At 62.3% G+C, this 17,350-nt stretch carries 16 protein-coding genes; 10 read left to right on the top strand and 6 right to left on the bottom strand.

Going from position 1 to position 17,350, the window contains the following annotated elements:
• Positions 1 to 69: 69 nt before the first annotated feature.
• Together AC1RMX_RS14910 and AC1RMX_RS14905 are read right to left on the bottom strand one after the other, a co-directional pair.
• Positions 70 to 1,020 (bottom strand): FecR domain-containing protein, encoded by a 951-nt coding sequence (locus AC1RMX_RS14910; protein WP_493072461.1) that lies wholly within the window; start codon positions 1,018 to 1,020, stop codon positions 70 to 72.
• Complete coding sequence (locus tag AC1RMX_RS14905; protein WP_096819977.1) at positions 1,017 to 1,523, bottom strand: sigma-70 family RNA polymerase sigma factor; 507 nt, start codon at positions 1,521 to 1,523, stop codon at positions 1,017 to 1,019. Before AC1RMX_RS14905 ends, AC1RMX_RS14910 begins: the two co-directional genes overlap by 4 nt.
• Before the next feature lie 298 nt (positions 1,524 to 1,821).
• Here AC1RMX_RS14905 and AC1RMX_RS14900 point away from each other — a divergent pair, with 298 nt between their 5' ends.
• The 4 genes from AC1RMX_RS14900 (at position 1,822) to AC1RMX_RS14885 (ending at position 6,884) form a co-directional block, all read left to right on the top strand.
• The gene (locus tag AC1RMX_RS14900) at positions 1,822 to 3,540 is read left to right on the top strand and encodes a hydrogenase maturation protein (protein WP_493064936.1); all 1,719 of its coding nucleotides are present in this window, start codon (positions 1,822 to 1,824) and stop codon (positions 3,538 to 3,540) included.
• A gap of 151 nt (positions 3,541 to 3,691) precedes the next feature.
• On the top strand, positions 3,692 to 4,555 hold the full coding sequence (locus tag AC1RMX_RS14895; protein WP_102621816.1) for a LysR family transcriptional regulator: 864 nt from the start codon (positions 3,692 to 3,694) through the stop codon (positions 4,553 to 4,555).
• A gap of 110 nt (positions 4,556 to 4,665) precedes the next feature.
• The gene (locus tag AC1RMX_RS14890; protein WP_493072460.1) at positions 4,666 to 5,811 is read left to right on the top strand and encodes a sterol desaturase/SRPBCC family protein; all 1,146 of its coding nucleotides are present in this window, start codon (positions 4,666 to 4,668) and stop codon (positions 5,809 to 5,811) included.
• A 56-nt stretch (positions 5,812 to 5,867) separates the two neighbouring features.
• Complete coding sequence (locus AC1RMX_RS14885) at positions 5,868 to 6,884, top strand: SMP-30/gluconolactonase/LRE family protein (protein WP_493072479.1); 1,017 nt, start codon at positions 5,868 to 5,870, stop codon at positions 6,882 to 6,884.
• A gap of 77 nt (positions 6,885 to 6,961) precedes the next feature.
• Here AC1RMX_RS14885 and AC1RMX_RS14880 read toward each other — a convergent pair whose 3' ends face one another.
• The 4 genes from AC1RMX_RS14880 to AC1RMX_RS14865 form a co-directional block, all read right to left on the bottom strand.
• Positions 6,962 to 7,147, bottom strand: coding sequence for a hypothetical protein (locus AC1RMX_RS14880; RefSeq protein WP_096819981.1), 186 nt, complete (start codon positions 7,145 to 7,147; stop codon positions 6,962 to 6,964).
• 107 nt (positions 7,148 to 7,254) lie between these two features.
• A complete protein-coding gene (locus AC1RMX_RS14875) occupies positions 7,255 to 7,497 on the bottom strand; it encodes an HP1242/YdcH family protein (RefSeq protein ID WP_096819982.1) in 243 nt (80 codons plus the stop codon).
• A 141-nt stretch (positions 7,498 to 7,638) separates the two neighbouring features.
• Positions 7,639 to 9,750, bottom strand: coding sequence for an ATP-binding protein (locus AC1RMX_RS14870; RefSeq protein WP_493072459.1), 2,112 nt, complete (start codon positions 9,748 to 9,750; stop codon positions 7,639 to 7,641).
• Positions 9,751 to 9,880: 130 nt separating this feature from the next.
• Positions 9,881 to 10,570: a GntR family transcriptional regulator gene (locus AC1RMX_RS14865; protein WP_096819983.1), complete on the bottom strand. Its 690-nt coding sequence runs from the start codon at positions 10,568 to 10,570 to the stop codon at positions 9,881 to 9,883.
• Between the two features lie 151 nt (positions 10,571 to 10,721).
• On the opposite strand from AC1RMX_RS14865, the gene AC1RMX_RS14860 reads away from it, so the two are divergent.
• The 6 genes from AC1RMX_RS14860 to AC1RMX_RS14835 all read left to right on the top strand — a co-directional run bounded on the left by AC1RMX_RS14860 (position 10,722) and on the right by AC1RMX_RS14835 (position 17,345).
• Positions 10,722 to 11,807: an ABC transporter ATP-binding protein gene (locus AC1RMX_RS14860; RefSeq protein ID WP_096819984.1), complete on the top strand. Its 1,086-nt coding sequence runs from the start codon at positions 10,722 to 10,724 to the stop codon at positions 11,805 to 11,807.
• A gap of 1 nt (position 11,808) precedes the next feature.
• Positions 11,809 to 12,726 (top strand): ABC transporter permease, encoded by a 918-nt coding sequence (locus AC1RMX_RS14855; RefSeq protein ID WP_007959454.1) that lies wholly within the window; start codon positions 11,809 to 11,811, stop codon positions 12,724 to 12,726.
• Positions 12,723 to 13,511, top strand: a complete 789-nt coding sequence (locus AC1RMX_RS14850; RefSeq protein WP_007959453.1) for an ABC transporter permease — start codon at positions 12,723 to 12,725, stop codon at positions 13,509 to 13,511. Before AC1RMX_RS14855 ends, AC1RMX_RS14850 begins: the two co-directional genes overlap by 4 nt.
• Positions 13,512 to 13,526: 15 nt before the next feature.
• Positions 13,527 to 14,579, top strand: coding sequence for an extracellular solute-binding protein (locus tag AC1RMX_RS14845; RefSeq protein ID WP_493072458.1), 1,053 nt, complete (start codon positions 13,527 to 13,529; stop codon positions 14,577 to 14,579).
• 85 nt (positions 14,580 to 14,664) lie between these two features.
• Positions 14,665 to 15,861: an amidohydrolase family protein gene (locus tag AC1RMX_RS14840; RefSeq protein WP_493072457.1), complete on the top strand. Its 1,197-nt coding sequence runs from the start codon at positions 14,665 to 14,667 to the stop codon at positions 15,859 to 15,861.
• Positions 15,858 to 17,345 carry an amidohydrolase family protein gene (locus tag AC1RMX_RS14835; RefSeq protein WP_493072456.1) on the top strand — a complete coding sequence of 496 codons (1,488 nt, stop codon included), beginning with the start codon at positions 15,858 to 15,860 and terminating at the stop codon, positions 17,343 to 17,345. Before AC1RMX_RS14840 ends, AC1RMX_RS14835 begins: the two co-directional genes overlap by 4 nt.
• Positions 17,346 to 17,350 lie beyond the last annotated feature (5 nt).

The following is a 17,350-nucleotide window of genomic DNA, read 5'->3' as shown; positions in this document are numbered from 1 at the left end:
CGTCTGCAGGGAATGAGCAGCGGGCCGGCGCTTTTTATAGGGTCGCGGATAGACCAGGAAGTTATGGTTTTATAACCGTGCTTCGATGCTCACCCAGTACGGGTTGTGCCAGGTGACGCGGATCGGCAGCGAACGTTCGAGCAATTGCAAGGTGCGGTCGCTGTCGTCCAACGGATAGAGGCCGCTGAGGCGCAGACCGGCGACGTCGGGGCTCAGGTGCAGAATGCCGCGACGGTAGCTGCGCAGGCTGTCGATGACTTCGCTCAAGGGACGATCACGCACTTCGAGTCGCCCTTGCACCCAGGCGCTTTCCTGCCCTTTGCTGCGTTCCAGCGCGAGGATTTCCTGCCCGTTGAACAGCAGACTCTCGCCCGCCTCCACCACTTGCCGCGCGCCGACAGCGGTGACCACTTCGACCTGCGAATGCAGCATCACCAGCCGCGTCGAATCCTCAGCACGCTGCACCAGGAATTTCGTACCGAGCGCACGCATCCGCCCATGCTCGGTTTCGACCACGAATGGCCGGGCCAGATTTTTCGCCACATCGACCAGCAGTTCACCGCTGCGCAACCCCAGCAGGCGCTCGACGTTATCGAATCGCGGCACCACACGGCTGCGGGCATTCAACGTCAGGGCGCTGCCATCCTCCAGCGTGAATTGACGGCGCTCCCCGGTCCCGGTCGACAACTCACCGGCCTCCGGCAGCCAGCCATAACGTCGGCCGAGCAAACCGGCCAGCACCGCAATGCCGAGCACACTCAGGCTGCCGCTGATGAATCGGCGGCGACTGCTGGAGGGCGCATTCAGGCTGTGCAGCACACTCTCACGCGGCAACCCGCGCAGGTTCGATTGACGCAGCAGATTCAGCCCGCCGCCCATTTGCTCGATGATCTGTTGATGCCGTGGATCCGCCGCACGCCAGGCGTCGAACGCTGCGCGCTCCTGCAGGCTGACATCCCCTGATTGCAACAACGCCATCCACTGCGCCGCTTCGTCGATCAGCGTTTCGTCCGGCCTCATGCCTGCATCGCCTGATAGCAACGTTTGAACGCCTCGACCATGTATTGCTGCACACGGCTGGTGGACACGCCGAGGCGCTCGCCGATTTCGCTGTAGGTCAGGCCGTCGAGCTGATGGTAGAGAAACGCAGCCTTGGCCTTGGCCGACAGACCGTTGAGCAAGCGATCCACCGCCAGCAGTGCTTCGATCACCAATGCCCGTTCTTCGGGTGACGGATGCACCGGTTCTGGCGCCAGGGCCAGGCTTTGCAGGTAGGCACGTTCAAGATCCTGCCGGCGCCAGCCTTCATACACCAGCCGCCGGGCAATCGTGGTCAACAGTGCGCGGGGTTCACGTATGGCCAGTGGATCGGGCAACGCCAACACCCGAAGAAAGGTTTCCGAAGCAATGTCCTGTGCGCTGTGCGGGCAACCGAGGGTACGGCTGACTGCGGCGCACAACCATCGGTAGTCCTTTTGAAACATTTGCCCGATGACCTGGTAATGCGGGTTGTGACTCCCCATGCCTTACTCCCTGAAAACGGGCTCCACCCGCTGCGAAAATCCATGGATACGCCGGGATCGTCCGGCGTTGATCAGGGGAGCGACTGTGCAATAGCGTCGAAGACATTTGAAGTAATAAAAAATCAGGATCAGCAAACCTTTGAGAATAAGGCACGTCGTCGCCACGGCAACATTGGCTGACACAACGTTGATCTCGATCAGTGGTGCCGGCCACGCCAGTCTCTAACCTTGCGCCTCCATCGATAGCCACGGACGGCTCACCGGGAGCCTGCGGCTGACCCTTCAAGGAAGAGCAATCATGCGATCACTCAACATCATTCTTTTGTCGTCGGCGTTCAACGGTCTGACCCAACGTGCCTGGCTGGACCTGCGTCAGGCGGGCCATTCGCCCAGCGTGGTGCTGTTCACCGACGAAGCCGCCGTGTGCGAACAGATCGAAAACAGCGGCGCTGACTTGGTGATCTGCCCGTTTCTCAAGGACCGTGTCCCCCATGCGCTGTGGAGCAACCCGCAACGCCCGGTGGTGATCATCCACCCCGGCATCGTCGGCGATCGCGGCGCCAGCGCGCTGGACTGGGCGATCATGCGCGAACTGCCGTCCTGGGGCGTGACCGCCCTGCAAGCGGTGGAAGAAATGGACGCCGGCCCGGTCTGGGCTACCTGCGAATTCAACTTGCCGACAGGCTTGCGCAAATCCGAGCTGTACAACGGCCGGGTCAGTGACGCAGCGATCCGTTGCATCCGTGAAGTGGTGGAGAAATTCATCGACGGCTTTGTCCCGATGGACCTGGATTACGCCGATCCCAAGGTTCTGGGACGCCTGCAACCGAACATGAAGCAGGACGACCGCACCTTCGGTTGGCACGACTGCTCGCGCTTCATCAAGCGCTGCATCGACGCGGCTGACGGTCAGCCCGGCGTGCTCGCGAGCCTCGCTGGCGGCCAGTATTACGTGTACGACGCGCACCTTGATCAGCGCACCGGGATACCCGGCGAGATCCTCGCGGTGCACGACGATGCGGTGCTGGTGGCGACCGGTGATCACAGCCTGTGGATCGGCTCGCTGCGGCGCAAACCGCAACCGGGCGAAGAAACCTTCAAGCGACCGGCACGGCATGTGCTGGCCGGGCAACTGGCGCACGTGCCGGTGCTGGACTGGTCGATCGCCAACGCGCCGTTCAGCGACGAGGCGTATCAGCCGATCCGTTATCGCGAATCCGGGCAGGTCGGCGAGCTGACACTGGAGTTCTACAACGGCGCAATGAGCACCGAGCAGTGCCAGCGCATGGTCGAGGCCCTGCGCTGGGCCAAATCCCGCGACACTCAGGTGCTGTTGATCAAGGGTGGACGCGGCAGTTTTTCCAACGGTGTGCACCTGAACGTGATCCAGGCCGCCGAAGATCCGGGTGCCGAAGCCTGGGCCAATATCCAGGCGATCGACGATGTGTGCGAGGAATTGCTCAGCGCGCGGCAACTGGTGGTCAGCGGCGTCACCGGCAATGCCGGCGCGGGCGGTGTGATGCTCGCCCTGGCGGCTGACATCGTGTTCGCTCGCGCCGACATCGTGCTCAACCCGCATTACAAAAGCATGGGCCTGTACGGCTCGGAATACTGGACCTACAGCCTGCCCCGCGCCGTCGGCCCGGCCATGGCCGAACAACTGACCCAGGCCTGTCTGCCGGTCAGCGCTGCGCAGGCGCTGCAACTGGGCATGGTCCAGGAAATCGGCCCGCGTTGCCCGGACGAGTTTGGTTTGTGGCTGCTGCAACGGGCCAATTCGGTACTGAGCGATCCGACGTATGCGCCAGTGCGTGAACGCAAGCTGCGGGTCGATCATGAGTTGATCCGTCAATGCCGCGAAACCGAGTTGCAAGAGATGCAGGAAGACATGCTGTACAACCGCAATCAGTTCGCCGAGAAGTGCCGGAATTTTGTGTATAAGCGCAAGACTTGCTGCACGCCGGCGCGGTTGGTGGAGGATTGGGCTCGGGTGGTTGAGACCGAGCTGGTCAGTTGATCGGCGGGTAAGAGGATCTAAAACCGTCCACCATGTCTCCGAACATGTGTTCACCATGTCTCCGGTACATACAGGGAGAGGGCTAGGCGGGCGGCGTTCCGATGAGGGGCTTTTGACTTACAATGCGGGCACCTCAGACACCGGCCCGCCCATGGACATCGACCTCGCCCGCACCTTTCTGGAAATCGTCCGCCACGGCAGCCTCGCTGCGGCGGCCGAGAAGCTGTTCGTCACCCAGACCGCCATCACCGCCCGTGTGCAGAAACTCGAAAGCCAGTTGGGCAGCACGCTGTTCGTGCGCAACCGCGCCGGTGCGCGCCTGACCGCCAACGGCGAGGCTTTCGTGGTCTACGCCAATCAACTGGTGCAGACCTGGGAAGCCGCCCGCCGTGACCTGCCGCTGCCCGAAGGCTATGACAACGTGCTGCACATCGGCGGCGAGGTCAGTCTGTGCAACCCGTTGATGCTCAGTTGGGCTGCCGAACTGCGCGAGAAGATTCCCAGCCATGCCCTGCGCATGGACATCCGCGACGGCGAGAACCTGCTGCGCCAACTTGAACTCGGCGTGCTCGACGCAGCGCTGGTCTACCAACCGGAATACTGGCCGGGATTGCAGGTCGAGCAAGTGCTGGAAGAGAAACTTATTCTGGTCAGAACACCCAACCGCCCCGCACCTTACGTGTACATCGATTGGGGCGAGGACTTCCGCCGTCAACACGACGCCGCACTGCCGGAAAAAGCCAAGGCGGCCCTGAGCTTCAACCTCGGCCCGCTGGCCCTGCAATACATTCTGGAGAACGGCGGCAGCGGCTATTTCCGCACGCGGGTGGTGCGCACCTATCTGGACAGCGGCGCACTGGAAACCGTCACCAAAGCCCCGGAATTCGGCTACCCGACCTACCTCGTCTATTCCCGTGACCGCGACTCGGCGACCCTGCAACAGGCATTCGATCTGCTGCGCGAAGTGATCAAGGCCGATGACGACTGGTCACAGCGCTGGAACCCGTTGAGCTGACGACCGCTATGCACCGGAGCATGGCAGTTGTGACCTCAAGGTAGACCCTGCACAAACGGCGGGATCGGCTAATCTGCCGGGTATAACGACAATATCCGCAGGTGACCGCAGTGAGGCAGACCACCGAGGCATTTCGCAGCCGCTATCGTGCGGCGATTCATCCGCTGTACAACCCGTGGCTGCACGGCGCCTTCGTGCTGCTGTTCGGAGTGCTGGCCATCGGCGCGTTCTGGGGCAGCGCACATCAGGTGCGTCCGCTGGAATGGCTGGCCGTGCCGCTGACCTTGCTGTTCTTCAATTTCGGTGTGTACGTGGTGCATCGCCACCTCGGGCATCACAAAAAAGCCTTCGCCAAGATGTTCTACGCCCGCCATGCCGGCGACCATCACAGCTTCTTCACCCCCGGCCACATGACCTGGGACAGCGCCCGCGACTGGCGGGTGATCCTGTTTCCGGCGTGGCTGATCGTGGTGCACACGCTGGTGATCACCCTGCCCCTGTGGTGGCTGTTCGCGCAGGTCAACGCCAACGTCGCCGGACTGTTCGGCGGCAGCATGGTGCTGGGCTACCTGACCTACGAGGTGTTTCACGCCTGCGAGCACTTGCCGGCGCAACACCCGCTGAGCCGCCTGCCGTGGATCCGCCAGATGCGCCGTCTGCACGAGTTGCATCACCGGCGCGAGCGCATGCAGGAGCGCAATTTCAACATCGTCCTGCCCCTGATGGATTACCTGTTCGGCACCCTCTATTGGGAGCCGGAGCCCGTCCCTTTGACCGATTCGAGAACGCCCATGACCCGCATGCAGCATCCGATCGACATCGCCGGCGACCCGATTGCCGTACTCGCCTATGCCGCCACCGTCAGCCGCTGGCCGGAATGGCACCCTTCCTCGCTGAAAATCGATGGTCCCGCAGGGCCGCTGCATGCCGGCGCGCGTTTCGAGGAAGACATTCATGCCGGTGGCCGCGAAGGCCATTTGAGCTGGGAAGTCACCGAATACCTGCCGGGACGACGCTGGTGTGCCCGGGCCCAGGGCGATCATGGATTGTCATTGCATCTGACCTACGAATGCTCGGCCGCAGGGGAAGGAACGGCCTTCGTGCGTACTCTGGATTATCGCTTCGAGAGCCTGGGCATGCGCATCGCCAATCAGTTGCTGCTCAAGCGCCGCATCGAGCGTGAATCGGCGGCCTCGATGCTGGCCCTGCGCGACAGGGCGACCCGGCATCTGGCACTCGCGGGAGTTCACGTGTGAAGCTGCGCCATCTGATCTTGCTGCTGATTACCCTCATCCTGGCCTTTCTGCTGCTGATGCCGACCAAGGTTGAACCGGTGGCATGGACGCCACAACCGGCACCGTCGCTGACCGAAGGGATATACGCCGAAAATCAGCGCCTCAAAAGCGCAGCGCAGGTCGGCCCCAGCGACATCGAAGGCCCGGAAGCCCTGCTGCTGGAAAACGATGCGCTGATCACCGGATTGCACGATGGACGCCTGATCCGCACCAGCCTCGACGGCCAGCAGCGCAAAGTGCTGGCCGATACCGGCGGCCGGCCTCTGGGTCTGGCGCGGCACCCCAACGGCTTGCTGGTGATCGCCGACGGGGTCAAGGGTTTGCTGTCACTCGATGCCCAGGGCCGACTGATTGCGCTGACCACTGAAGCCAATGGCCTGAAGTTCGGTTTCACCGATGACGTGGCCATCGACAAATCCGGGCATTACGCCTACTTCAGCGATGCCTCCAGTCGCTGGGGTTACGGCCATGACGGCGAAGCGATCATCGAGCACGGCGGTGACGGGCGTCTGCTGCGCTATGACTTCCAGACCGGCAAGACCAGCGTCCTGCTCGATAAACTGGAATTCGCCAACGGCGTGACCCTCGGCCCGGAAGACGCCTATGTGCTGATCAATGAAACCGGCGCCTACCGCATCAGCCGCTATTGGCTGACGGGGCCCAAGGCCGGCACCCATGACCTGTTCATCGACAACCTGCCGGGGCTGCCGGACAACCTTGCGTTCAATGGGCGGGATCGTTTCTGGGTGGCGCTGTACACGCCGCGCAATCCGTTGCTGGATCGCACCGCCGGCCATCCGTTCGTGCGCAAGATGCTGGTGCGGGCGATGACCGTCCTGCCCAAACCGCTGGAAAAACGTGGGTTCGTGTTGGGGCTGGATCTGGACGGCAAGGTGATCGCCAATCTGCAGGATGCCAGCGCCGGCAATTACTCGCCGATCACCACGGCGCGCGAGTATGGCGACTGGTTGTATTTCGGCTCACTGAAGGCCACGCACATGGCGCGGATGCCGCTGGATGCGGCCTTGAAATGAAGGCCTGAAATTCGCGTTGAACCGGCGGGCGCCATCGCTGCGATGCGGCGGGCCGACGATCCAGCGATGGCGGACGGTCAGTTGTTGGACCGATCGAATTTTTCCGGGTCTTCATCTTCCGGCAGATCCGCGATCTTCCGTTCCTCCTCAGGATGGCGGACCGTATGCGCCGGGCTGTTGGGCTCGGGATGCGTGGGAACCGGGTCGAATGCGCCCAGCTCTTCACTGGGGAACTTGTAATTGGGGAGCTTGGGTTTGTTCATGAGGCACCTCGCAGAGAGTCGCCAAGTGAAGACTCTGTACATTCGAGGTGCCGTCGTGGCTGTCGTTCCAGTCGTGCACCACCGAAGATCAATGGCGCGACTGACGGTCAGGTTCGCGCCTGCAACTGCTGAACGATCTTGTCTTTGACCTGCAAGCGTTTCTCTTTGAGTTTCTTCAGCGTGTCGTCGCTCGGCGCGTCCGAGGTCGCCGTCTCGGCCTTGACGACTTCGGCGTCCGCCTGGGAGTACTTGTTGATCAGTGCATCCAGATGTGGATCCGCGGTGCGTTTTTGCTGGATCTCTTCCTTCGTAAGCTTCAAGTCCTGTAACAGATCATGGGTCACCGGCATGGAACACCTCCGTCAGTTGATCGGCAGCCAACGCGACCGATTGCGCTGGCCAGTTATCAGAATGGCCTCGGTTGACCGGTTCTGTCGACCACCTGTCAGACCAGCGGTGCCCGTTCGTCGCCCTTCGTTGATCCGCGACAGTCAGGTACTCAGCACCGCACGGATCATCTGCAACAACGCCTCAGGCCCGTAAGGTTTGCCGAGCAAATGGGTGTCGGGGCTGAGCTGGTGATTGCGCGAGATGATGTCCCGGGTATGTCCCGACGTAAACAGCACGGCCACCGGCGGCATCTGCACCTTGGCCCACGCCGCCAGGTCGGAGCTCTTGATCAGCCCGGGCATGACCACATCGGTAAAGATCAGGTTGACCCGGGCGCCCTCCAGCAACATTTGCATCGCCGTGTCGCCATTGCCGGCGACCAGCACGCGGTAGCCTTCTTCACGCAGCAATTCGACCGCCGAAGTACGCACCGCTTCGTTGTCCTCGACCACCAGAATGGTTTCGTTGCCGCCCGCCTGCTGTCGACGCACACCGGGCGTCTCATCGATCAGCGGCCGCAGGCTGCGCGGGAAATACAACTGCACCCGCGTACCCTCACCGACCTGGCTGTCGATCTCGACATGCCCGCCGCTCTGTTTGACGAAACCGAACACCATGCTCAATCCGAGGCCCGTGCCCTGACCATCGGCCTTGGTGGTGAAGAACGGTTCGAAGACCTGCTCCAGCATGTGCGGCGCAATGCCCACGCCGCTGTCGCTGACCGAGACCCGCACGAAATCCCCCGGCACGATGCCCTTGCCGACGCAGAACGCCCGGTCGAGCAAGGTGTTGGCGGCGCCGAGCACGATGGTGCCCTCGCCTTTCATGGCGTCCCGGGCATTGATCGCCAGATTGAGAATTGCGTTTTCCAGTTGGTTGCGGTCGACGTTGATGTGCCACGGTTCCTCGGGCAACTGCACATCGATCTGGATGGTTTCGCCCAGCGCCCGTTGCAGCAACTCGCCGACGCCTTCGAATATCTGCCGCGGATCACACACCGCCGGCGACAGCGGCTGGCGTCGGGCAAACGCGAGCAGTTGCGAGGACAGCTTGGCGCCGCGCTCCACCGCCGCCAGCGAGGCGCTGACCCGCCGTTGCACGTTGGCATTGTTCGGTTCGTGGCGCGCCAGCAGATGCAGATTGCCGGCGATCACTTGCAGCAGGTTGTTGAAGTCATGGGCCACACCGCCAGTAAGGCCGCCGATGGCTTCGAGCTTCTGCGACTGGCGCAATTGCTCTTCGGCGCTCAGGCGCGCCTCAACCTCATCGGCCACACGCTGTTCGAGGTTGCGGGTGAACTTGAGCAGGGATTCTTCAGCGGTCTTGCGTTCATGAATGTCAATCAACACACCGGGGAATCGAAATGCCTGGCCCTGCTCATCGAATTCGCAACCGCCGCTGGCCAGCACCCACAGATGAGTGCCATCGGCGCGCAATACGCGGTATTCGGCGTTGTACGGTTCACCGGTACGCACCGAGTTTTCGACACATTCCTGCACCCAACTGCGGTCATCGGGATGAATGTGCGCTTCGGCAATGTGCTGCGGCAGGTTGGTCAGGTCCTGATCCGGCGGAAAGGAAAAGGTGCGGGCGAATCGTTCGTCGGCGGACAGCACGTTGTTACGCACGTCCCAGACAAATGAGCCGAGCAGTGCCCCGGCGTTCAGCGCCAGTCGAACCCGTTCGTTGTCGGCGCGATAAGCGTCTTCGGCGGCCTGGCGCAGGCGTTCGGACAGCACCAGTTCGGTGGTTTCCACCACCATCGCCATCACGCCCGAAGGCACCCCGGCATCATTGGCCACCGGGCTGTAATAAAGGTCGAGCCAGACATCCTCGGGCACGCCGTCGCGCAACAGCACCAGTACTTTGTTGCGGTATTCGAGGGTGCCGCCCGCCAGACAGGTGTCGACCACATGCCGGTTGAAGTCGGCGACTTCCGGCCAGCCCAGTTCCACCGGCACACCCAACAGATAAGGGTGCCGTCCGCCGGCGAACCGCGAGTAGGCGTCGTTGTAGATCATGTAGCCGGCATGGCCCCAGAGCATGACCATCGGCAACGGCGAGGCAAGCATCAACTGCACCGTGCTGCACAGGCTGGCCGGCCAGGTTTCAAGGGGGCCCAGGTCGGTCCCGCTCCAGTCAAAGGCGCGGATGCGTCCGGCCATCTCGCCCTGCCAGCCGTCACACCCGTGGCTATCGGATAAAAACTGCATCGACTGCTTCAACGCCTTGTGGTTGGTTCGCTCGATCGCTACGCCCGATGACGTGGCGCCCGTCTGTTTCGAGCGCATCGGGCAGCGATGGTTTCATAGAGGTATAGCCGATTTCACTGGCGGCCGGCGCTCAGACTTCGATCAGGTGCTTGAGCGGGTGGTAGCCGGTCTTGAGCTTCGCAGCGACGTCCAGAATCGCCTTCTGAATGCCGTCCAGGTGCATGCAGGTCAGCTCGATGGCGGCGCTCTGATTGCCGGCCTCGATGTACTCGATCAGGCGCAGATGCTCGTCATCGCGGCAAGCTTCGTGGCTGTCGTCATCCAGCGCGGCGGCATACAGCGAGGCGCGGGAAATCAGCTTCTGGAACCAGTCGAGCAACACCGGGTTGTTCAGGCTGCGGGCCAGTTTGATGTGGAACTCGCCAAGCAGGTGAATCAGCCGCTCGTGGTCACCGGCCGCATGGGCCTCGTCTTCCAGCAGCAGGTGCTCGCGCAGGTCCTGCATCGCGGCGGAGTCCTTGCGTCGGCACAGCTCGGTGACGATGCCGATCTCGATCAGGCGCCGGGTTTCGAACAGCGAACGGATCTCTTCATCGCTGGGCAGCGACACCGACGCACCTTTATTGGGCTCGGTGGTGACCAGTCCGTCGGCCTCCAATTGCTTGAGCGCCGCTCGAACCGACGTGCGGCTGACATTGAACAATTCCGCCAGCGACGCTTCGCCCAGTTTCATTCCCGGACGCAGCGAACGCTTGCTGATCGCCTCGTAAACCCCTTGGTAGACGCGGTCGACCGTGGTTTCCAGTTTCTTCTCGGTCATTTGAAAACTCCTTCAGTGCGGGCAACGGTTCCCGGCGCGATCCCTACAAGAGCGTCAGCCAGGGAAAAAGGGGGTTGCACCCGCAGATTAATCCGGGTATTTCTAAATTGCATTCAGATATTGCATACAATAATTAGAGGATTGCACCATTATGGGTCAACCAATAGCAATTGAAGTGCGTAATGTCTCCAAACGGTACTCTGATGATCCTGGCCTCGCGCCGGCCCTCGACAACGTGTCGGTGAACATCGCCGACAACGAGTTCTTCACCCTGCTCGGCCCCTCGGGCTGCGGCAAGACCACCCTGCTGCGCACCATCGCCGGTTTCGAACACGTCAGCGACGGCGAGATCCGTCTGGCGGGCGAAACGGTGAACCACCTGCCGCCGTTCAAGCGTCGGGTCAACACGGTGTTCCAGAGTTACGCGCTGTTTCCGCACATGAGTGTCGCGCAGAATATCGCCTTCGGCCTCGAGATGCAGGGTCTTGATCGCAAGACGATCCCCGGACGGGTCGACGAGATGCTCGCGCTGGTGCAGATGGAGCACCTGGCCGGACGTAAACCGGCGGAATTGTCCGGCGGCCAGCAGCAGCGCGTGGCGCTGGCCCGGGCCCTGGCGCCGAAACCGAAAGTGCTGTTGCTCGACGAGCCGCTGTCGGCGCTGGACCTGAAGCTGCGCAAGGAAATGCAGGTCGAACTCAAGCGCGTGCAGCAGGAAGCCGGGATCACCTTCATCTTCGTCACCCACGATCAGGAAGAAGCCCTGACCCTGTCCGACCGGATTGCGGTGATGTCCGCCGGCAAGATCCTGCAGATCGGCACCCCGACCGACATCTATGAACGCCCGCAGCACCGTTTCGTCGCCCAGTTCATTGGCGACATCAATTTCCTTCCCGGACAGCTCAAGCGCGGCGAGCACAACGAAAACATTTTCGTGCCCAACGGCATGCCGGTGGAAATCCCCTGCCCGCCGCAGGGTGTCAATGGCAGCAGCGTGCAACTGGCGTTTCGTCCCGAGCGTTCGCAACTGGTCACGGCGGACCAGCCGCATCATCTGCGCGGCGTGATCGAGGCCGTGCTGTATGTCGGCACCGCGACCCTGTACCAGTGCCGTTTGAACAACGACATCAAAGTCATGCTGCGGGAAAACAACGAAGGCCTGAACCGTGGTCGTGCCGTCGGCGAGCGCGTGGCGGTGCACCTGCCGCCCCAGGCCTGCCTGTTGATGGAGGCCTGAGATGAGCGTCAGCAGCACTTCCCCCTCCCTCAACCGCGCGCTGTTGCTCAGCCCGGTGGTGTTGACCCTGCTCGCCCTGATCGCCATTCCGCTGGGGATCATGGGTTACATCAGCCTGCTGCCGCGCAACACCTACGGCGGCGTCGACTGGCAGGCCCAATGGCAACTGCAGAGTTACGTGCAGCTGTTTTTCCAGGAAGGTTTCGACGGCGAACTGGAGCTGAACTGGGTCTACGCCCAGGCGCTGTTGCGCTCGGTGTTCCAGGCCGGCGGCACCACGGTGCTGTGCTTTTTGTTCGGGTTTCCGGTGGCGTTATGGATGTCTAGCCTGACCCCGCGCCGGCGCAACCTGATGGTGTTGCTCATCACCATTCCGTTCTGGACCAACCTGCTGATCCGCAACTACGCGTGGCTGATCATCCTGCGTGAACAGGGCTGGGTCGCCCAGAGTCTCAACGCGCTGTTCCCGAGTGCCGGCGGCATCACCCTGCTCTACAACGACTTCGCGGTCAGCGTGGGTCTGGTCTACAGCTTCCTGCCGTTCATGATTCTGCCGATCTACTCGACCCTGGAAAAACTCGACTGGCGTCTGGTGGAAGCCGCCTATGACCTGGGCGCCAATCGCTGGCATGCGCTGCGCCGGATCATCCTGCCGCTGTCGATGCCCGGCGTGATTGCCGGTGCGTTGCTGGTGTTCGTGCCGAGCCTCGGCGCCTTCATCACCCCGGCGATCCTCGGCGGCGGCAAGACTTTGATGATCGGCAACCTGATCCAGCAACAGTTCGGCACCGCGCGCAACTGGCCGCTGGGCAGTTCGCTGTCGTTCCTGTTGCTGGGGATTCTGCTGTTGTCACTGGTGCTCTACGCCCTCTACAGCCGCAGCGCGGCGAAAACCCTGAATCGGGGAGCGAAAGCATGATCTCTCTGCACCTGAAGAAACTCCCGGCGACTCGGGAAATCAGCCTGCTGATCCTCGCCTATCTGTACGTGCCGATCCTGGTGTTGATCGCCTACAGCTTCAACGCCAACCGCTCGGCGACGGTGTGGACCGAGTTCTCGTTTGCCTGGTACGGGCGGATCCTGGCCAACCCGTCGATCCAGACGGCGGCGCTGAATTCGATCATCGTCGCGACCATCGCCACCGTGTGCGCCACGACGATTGCGCTGCTGGCGGCGCTGGCGACTTACCGGCCGTTCTACGGGCAGAAAATGGTCGAAGGCGGGATCAACCTGCCGCTGATCCTGCCGGAAATCGTCACCGCCGTGGCCACCCTGCTGCTGTTCATGGCACTGGGGATCAAGCTCGGCCTGATGACGGTGATCGTCGCGCACATTGGCTTCTGCATACCGTTCGCCTACCTGCCGATCCGCGCACGGCTCAACGATCTGGACAAGAGCCTGCTCGAGGCCGCCAACGATCTGTACGCCAACCCGTGGCAGGTGTTCCGCCGCGTGACCTTGCCGTTGCTGTGGCCGGCGGTGTTGTCCGGTTCGGTGCTGGCGTTCGTGGTCAGCCTCGACGATTTCATCATGACCTTCTTCGTCGCAGGGCCCGGTTCGACCACGTTGCCGGTGTACATCTTCTCGGCGATCAAGGCTGGCGTAACACCTGAGATCAACGCGATTTCGACCCTGATGCTGGTGATTTCCATCGTGCTCGTGGTGCTGGCCTTCTGGCTCGGCCAACGCGGCAAACAACAATAAACCTGGAGCGCTCTCATGAAATTGAAAAACATGCGTCTGGCAGTATCCGGTCTGGCCCTGAGTTGTTTCACCGCGTTCGGCGCCCACGCCGCCGAGCCCAAGGAATTGTTCTTCTACAACTGGACCGATTACTACCCGGTGGACCTGCTGGCCAAGTTCGAAAAGGAGACCGGGATCAAGGTCACCATGGACGGCTACGACAGCAACGAAACCCTGCTCGCCAAGTTGCAGGCCGGCGGCGCCGCGTATGACGTGATCGTACCGTCGCAGTCGATCATGCAGACGCTGATCAAACAGGACCTGCTGCTGGAAATCGACACGCCGACCCTGAGCAACTTCCAGTACGTCAAAGGCCCGTTCCGCGATCCGAGCTTCGACCCGGGGCGCAAGTTTTCGGCTCCGTACCTGTGGGGCACCACCGGTTTTTCCTATGACAGCGCCCGCGTACCCGGCGGCAAACTGGATGATTCGTGGAAAGAGTTCTTCGAGCCGCGCAAGGAACTGCAAGGCCAGCTCGCCGCCCTCGACACCTCCAGCAGCGTGATCAACGCCGCCAGCCATTACCTGAACGTCGACGAATGCACGGAAAACCCGCAGGACGCCAAGCGCATCCTCGAACTGCTGCAAAAGCAGAAACCGTTTTTGAAGATGTACAGCTCCGACAACACCGTCGACCGCATGGCCTCGGGCGAAGTGATCATGATGCAGAACTGGAACGGCTCGACGGCCCGGGCCACGTTGCAGAAGAGCACGATCAAATACGTGTATCCGAAAGAAGGCCTGGCGATGTTCCAGGACAACTTCGCCGTACCGAAAAGCGCCCCGCATCCGGGCAACGCGAAGATCTTCATCGACTGGATGATGAAACCGGAAAACGCGGCGGACGTGTCCAACGCGATTGCCTATGCCAACGGGATTCAGAGCGATCAGTTGCTGGATGCGAAATGGAAGGTCATGGACGCGATCAACATGCCCGAGGAATACGCCTCGCGCCTGCGGCCGGAGAAGGAATGCAGCAACAAGGCGCGGGAGCTGCAGGATCGGATCTGGTCGAAGCTTAAGGGTTGATTGCCTGACTTGAACCGGTGGCGCGGCCATCGCTGGCATGCCAGCGATGAGGCCCACCCAGACAACATAGAAACAGAGGTATGAAATGTCCCACCCCCGCTGGCTCAGAAACATCCGACCCTACGGCGCCCCCGGCGAAGACCTGCTGATCGAAAACGGCAAGTTCACCCAACGCCGCCCGGCCTCGAACACCCCGCTGGCTACCACCGACATCGACGGCCAGAACCAGCTACTCACCGCCCCGCTGGTGGAAAGCCACGTCCACCTCGACAAGACCCTGTACGGCCAGCCCTGGCGCCCGAACAGCGCCGGCCCGACGCTCAAGGACTACATCAGCAACGAGCGCCGCGTCCTGCGCGAAGTGAAAGCGCCGATTGCCGAACGCGCCGGCGCCCTGCTGGAAAACTGCATCGCCCGGGGTTCGCTGACGATGCGTTGCCATGTCGACATCGACCCGGAATTCGGCCTGCGTCACGTCGAAGCCATGCAACAACTGCGCGAAACCTACAGCGACCTGATCGACCTGCAACTGGTGGTGTTCCCGCAAACCGGCCTGATCAGCCGCCCCGGCACCGCCGAGCTGATGCGCGAAGCCATGGCCCTGGGCGTGGAAAACGTCGGCGGGCTCGACCCGTGCGGCATCGACAACGACCCGATCGCGCAACTGGATTTCGTGTTCAAACTGGCCAGTGAATTCCAGCGTGGCGTCGACATTCACCTGCACGACAAAGGAGAACTGGGCCTGTGGCAGATCGCCCGGATCGCCGATTACACCGAGCGTTTCAACCTGCAGAACCGGGTGATGATCAGCCACGCCTATTGCCTCGGCATGCTGCCGTGGAGCCAGGTCAAACCCGTCGCCGAACGCCTCGCCGCGCTGGGCATTTCGCTGATGAGTTCGGCGCCGGCCGACTGCGCCGTTCCGCCGTTTATGGCGCTGCGCGAGACCGGGGTCAACGTGTGCCTGGGCTCCGATGGCATTCGCGATGCGTGGTCACCGATGGGCAATGGCGACATGCTCGAACGGGCGATGTTGCTGGCGTTCCGTTTCGACCTGGGCAAGGACGATGAATTGGCGGCGGCGTTCGAAGCGGCGACAGTCAACGGTGCGCTCGCATTGGGGATCGAGGATTACGGCTTCGCCATCGGCCGGCCGGCGGACTTTCTGCTGATGCCGGTCGAGACGCTCGGTGAAGCGGTCGTTTCGCGCCCTGTGCGTCAGGTCTATCGCGGCGGCGAATTGATCGCCAGCGGCGGTCGCTTGCTGGGCAGCCGTCTGTGAAACGGATCGGCCTGAAGGCCGGTTGCGTAGTCGGCTTCGACGGCACGCAGCATGTGTTGTGGCGTGACGGTGAAGTGGTATTCAGCGGATCGCGCATCGAGTTTGTCGGGCGCGGTTACCAAGGGCCGGTGGATCAGTGGATCGACTACGGCAATACGCTGATCGGCCCCGGTTTCATCGATCTCGACGCCCTCGGCGATCTCGATTCCACGGTACTGACCCTGGACAACGGCGACGAACGCAGCATGGGCCGGATGTGGTCTGCGGAATATCTGGCGACCGGCCCGCGTGAGTCGTTCAGTCTGGAAGAAGAGGTCTTCAAATACCGCTACGCCTTCACCCAGTTGATCCGCAACGGCATCACCACGGCGATGCCGATCACCTCGATGTACTACCGCGAATGGGCGGAAACCTACGACGAGTTCGCCGCTGTCGCCGACGTGGCGAGCGAACTCGGGCTGCGCACCTATCTCGGCCCCTGCTACATGAGCGGCATGAGTTACTGGCGCGCCGACGGCACCCTCGCCCACCACTGGGATGAGGCGCGGGGTCTGGCTGGACTGGACGCGGCTGAACGGTTTTTCAAGGATTTTGATGGCGCACACGCCGGGCTGATTCGCGGTGCGCTGCTGCCGGATCGCATCCAGACCTGCACCCCGGCGCTGCTTCAGCGCACCTCCGCCCTGAGCCGCGAACTGAACGCACCGATGCGTCTGCATTGCTGTCAGGCGCCCGGCGAAGTGGCGATGGTCGAACAGCTGCGCGGCACCTCGCCGCTGGGCTGGTTGCAGCAACTCGACCTGCTCACCCCGCGCAGCCTGTTGCCCCACGGCATCTACACCTCGGGCGATGACGATTTGCAGCGGGTCATCGACGGCGGCGCGAGTCTGGTGCACTGCCCGCTGGTGTTCGCCCGCGACGGCGAGGCACTGAATTCGTTCGGACGTTATCGCGCCAAGGGCATCAATTTCGCCCTCGGCACCGACACCTGGCCGGCGGACTTGCTGGCAAACATGCGCCACGGTTTGAACATCGCACGGTTGATGGAGGGCGGCTCGGCGCTGACCAGCAGCCTCGATCTGTACAACGCCGCGACCCTCGGCGGCGCCAAAGCCTTGGGCCGTGACGACCTCGGGCGTCTGGCGCCGGGGGCCAAAGCCGACATCACCGTATTCAGCCTGCGCGGCCTGCATCTGGGCCCGTTGTTCGATCCACTGAAAAACCTGCTGCTGGCCGGGCGCGGCGACGACTGCATTGCCAGCTACATCGACGGTCGTTGCGTGATGCACGACGGTCAGGTCAACGGCGTCGATTACCCCACTCTGCAACGCCAGGCCCAACGCCAATACGAAAAACTGATGCGCAGCCACAGCGACCGGGCCTTTGGCCGACCGGACTGGAAAACCCTGTTCCAGCCGGCCATTCCGTTCGCCGATGACTACAGCGCCGAAGCGCCCTTGAGCGCCATCGATCCACTTCTTTAGAGAAC

The sequence above is a fragment of the Pseudomonas sp. GW822-FHT03F04 genome, assembly GCF_058801405.1.
The sequence above is the reverse complement of the archived record's forward strand: the minus strand, read 5'-3'. Positions and strand labels throughout refer to the sequence as shown.

Coding starts and splice junctions, on each gene's coding strand:
- AC1RMX_RS14910 (WP_493072461.1), bottom strand. CDS start 1,020: ATGAGGCCGGACGAAACGCTGATCGACGAAGCGGCGCAGTGGATGGCG.
- AC1RMX_RS14905 (WP_096819977.1), bottom strand. CDS start 1,523: ATGGGGAGTCACAACCCGCATTACCAGGTCATCGGGCAAATGTTTCAA.
- AC1RMX_RS14900 (WP_493064936.1), top strand. CDS start 1,822: ATGCGATCACTCAACATCATTCTTTTGTCGTCGGCGTTCAACGGTCTG.
- AC1RMX_RS14895 (WP_102621816.1), top strand. CDS start 3,692: ATGGACATCGACCTCGCCCGCACCTTTCTGGAAATCGTCCGCCACGGC.
- AC1RMX_RS14885 (WP_493072479.1), top strand. CDS start 5,868: ATGCCGACCAAGGTTGAACCGGTGGCATGGACGCCACAACCGGCACCG.
- AC1RMX_RS14880 (WP_096819981.1), bottom strand. CDS start 7,147: ATGAACAAACCCAAGCTCCCCAATTACAAGTTCCCCAGTGAAGAGCTG.
- AC1RMX_RS14875 (WP_096819982.1), bottom strand. CDS start 7,497: ATGCCGGTGACCCATGATCTGTTACAGGACTTGAAGCTTACGAAGGAA.
- AC1RMX_RS14870 (WP_493072459.1), bottom strand. CDS start 9,750: ATGCAGTTTTTATCCGATAGCCACGGGTGTGACGGCTGGCAGGGCGAG.
- AC1RMX_RS14865 (WP_096819983.1), bottom strand. CDS start 10,570: ATGACCGAGAAGAAACTGGAAACCACGGTCGACCGCGTCTACCAAGGG.
- AC1RMX_RS14860 (WP_096819984.1), top strand. CDS start 10,722: ATGGGTCAACCAATAGCAATTGAAGTGCGTAATGTCTCCAAACGGTAC.
- AC1RMX_RS14855 (WP_007959454.1), top strand. CDS start 11,809: ATGAGCGTCAGCAGCACTTCCCCCTCCCTCAACCGCGCGCTGTTGCTC.
- AC1RMX_RS14850 (WP_007959453.1), top strand. CDS start 12,723: ATGATCTCTCTGCACCTGAAGAAACTCCCGGCGACTCGGGAAATCAGC.
- AC1RMX_RS14845 (WP_493072458.1), top strand. CDS start 13,527: ATGAAATTGAAAAACATGCGTCTGGCAGTATCCGGTCTGGCCCTGAGT.
- AC1RMX_RS14840 (WP_493072457.1), top strand. CDS start 14,665: ATGTCCCACCCCCGCTGGCTCAGAAACATCCGACCCTACGGCGCCCCC.